The organism is Acinetobacter stercoris (genome assembly GCF_900323515.1).
Classification (GTDB): Bacteria; Pseudomonadota; Gammaproteobacteria; order Pseudomonadales; family Moraxellaceae; genus Acinetobacter; species Acinetobacter stercoris.
This window is the reverse complement of the sequence record NZ_OOGT01000352.1, coordinates 1-1,906: the sequence shown is the minus strand read 5'-3', so window position 1 is coordinate 1,906 and position 1,906 is coordinate 1. Positions and strand designations below refer to the sequence as shown.

The 1,906-nt window shown below is 34.1% G+C and carries 3 protein-coding genes; all 3 read left to right on the top strand.

Annotated elements, in window-relative coordinates; all coding sequences use genetic code 11:
• The first annotated feature begins 30 nt into the window (after positions 1–30).
• The 3 genes from KPC_RS19420 to KPC_RS19410 are packed head-to-tail and all read left to right on the top strand — an operon-like array spanning position 31 to position 1,754.
• Positions 31–444 (top strand): YeeE/YedE family protein, encoded by a 414-nt coding sequence (locus KPC_RS19420; RefSeq protein ID WP_121975949.1) that lies wholly within the window; start codon positions 31–33, stop codon positions 442–444.
• A gap of 13 nt (positions 445–457) precedes the next feature.
• Positions 458–871 (top strand): DUF6691 family protein, encoded by a 414-nt coding sequence (locus KPC_RS19415; RefSeq protein ID WP_121975948.1) that lies wholly within the window; start codon positions 458–460, stop codon positions 869–871.
• 1 nt (position 872) lies between these two features.
• Positions 873–1,754 (top strand): MBL fold metallo-hydrolase, encoded by an 882-nt coding sequence (locus KPC_RS19410; protein ID WP_121975947.1) that lies wholly within the window; start codon positions 873–875, stop codon positions 1,752–1,754.
• Positions 1,755–1,906 lie beyond the last annotated feature (152 nt).

Here is a 1,906-nt window from a genome sequence, read left to right as displayed (position 1 = left end):
AAAATATATATTGTTTAAGGGCTCAGTATAATGCACGATTTTCTTTTTGCTTTTGTAGGTGGCTTATTACTTGGCATCTCAGTAGTAGGGTATTTGTATATCAATGGTCGTATTGCTGGCGTAAGTGGCTTGATTGCACAAGCCTTAAATCCTAAAACAATTTTAAAAACACCAGCTTTGTGGTTTTTACTGGGTTTAATGATTATTCCATTTATATATGGAGTTTTTTTTACTCCTCAGATTGAAATCATGAGCAATTCTATAGGCTTAATTATTGCTGGATTACTGGTCGGATTTGGTACCCGTTTGGGTTCTGGTTGTACTAGTGGACATGGTATTTGCGGGATCAGCCGCTTATCAAAGAGATCTATAGTAGCAACCATAACTTTTATGCTTGCTGGGTTTATTACGGTTTTTGTTATGAAATATTTACTCGGGCAATAAAGAGAGTAATCAAATGTTAAAAAATTTATGTGCTTTTATATTTGGTGGGGTATTTTCAGTTGGACTGATGTTCTCTGGAATGTCAAATCCAGCGAAGGTTATTGGTTTTCTTGATGTATTGGGGCAATGGGATGCAAGTCTTGCCTTTGTTATGATAGGGGCAATTTTAGTGGCTTTTATTCCATTTCAAAAAGCGATAAGCCAACCGAAAACATTATTTAACGAAAAAATTGAATTGCCTGTAAATACTCAAATTGATAAAAAACTACTGCTTGGCGCATTTATTTTTGGTATAGGTTGGGGAATAGCAGGTATTTGTCCAGCCCCAGCACTCACACTCATTGGGCTTGGTCATTATGATGCGTTATATTTTATTATTGCCATGTTTATCGGCATGATGATTCATCGAAAAGTTTTAGGGAGTTGATATGTGTGCTGTAGCCTCTGTGCAGGAGTTTTTTGATGAATATACGAACACCTTTAGTTACGTGGTCATTGATCCCGTAACTTTAAAGTGCGCAATTATCGATAGTGTACTCGATTATGATGCTGCCTCAGCATCAACTTATACTCATCATGCTGATTTGATCATTGAATATATTAGTGAAAACAATTTGACTGTAGAATGGATTTTAGAAACCCATGTTCATGCAGATCATCTGACGGCCTCACAATATTTAAAAGAAAAACTTGGTGGCAAGATTGCAATGAGTAAAAAAATTACTATTGTGCAAAAAACTTTTTCTGAAATTTATGATTTTGAAATTAAAAAATTTAATGCTCTGCAAACATTTGACTATTTGTTTGATGATAATGAGGTTTTTCAGATTGGACAATTACGCGCATACAATATTCCAACTCCTGGACATACACCAGCATGCCTGAGCTATGTGATTGGTGATGCTGTATTTGTTGGAGATACACTATTTATGCCTGACTATGGTACAGCTCGGTGTGATTTCCCAAAAGGCAGTGCAAGTGAATTATACGATTCTGTTCAAAAATTATATGAACTTTCAGATGAAACAAGAGTTTATTTGTGTCATGACTATTTGCCAGAATCACGTAAAGAATATAAATATTTGACAGACATCAAGACTCAGAAAGTATCCAATATTCATATACATGAAGGTGTCACAAAGACTGAGTTTGTTCGTATGCGTGAAAAACGTGATGCAAGCTTATCAATGCCTAAGCTGATTTTACCAGCTATACAAATTAATATGTATGCTGGACAGTTTCCTGAACCTGAAGAAAATGGTATTTGTTATTTGAAATTACCGTTAAATTATTTCAAGAAAAATAAATAAACATTAAAAGCTTTATTTTAATATATAAGTTAGCTTTATCAGATGGTGGTTTCTAAGGTTGCTGTTATTCAATTTACGATATGATTTTCATGGTAATCGTTCTTTATTTTTAAGTTTATCTTATAGAGTAATTTGATTAACTCAAATAGGCC

Excerpts from the sequence above, each read along its gene's own strand:
- KPC_RS19415 (WP_121975948.1), top strand. The coding sequence starts at position 458 with ATGTTAAAAAATTTATGTGCTTTTATATTTGGTGGGGTATTTTCAGTT.
- KPC_RS19410 (WP_121975947.1), top strand. The coding sequence starts at position 873 with ATGTGTGCTGTAGCCTCTGTGCAGGAGTTTTTTGATGAATATACGAAC.
- KPC_RS19420 (WP_121975949.1), top strand. The coding sequence starts at position 31 with ATGCACGATTTTCTTTTTGCTTTTGTAGGTGGCTTATTACTTGGCATC.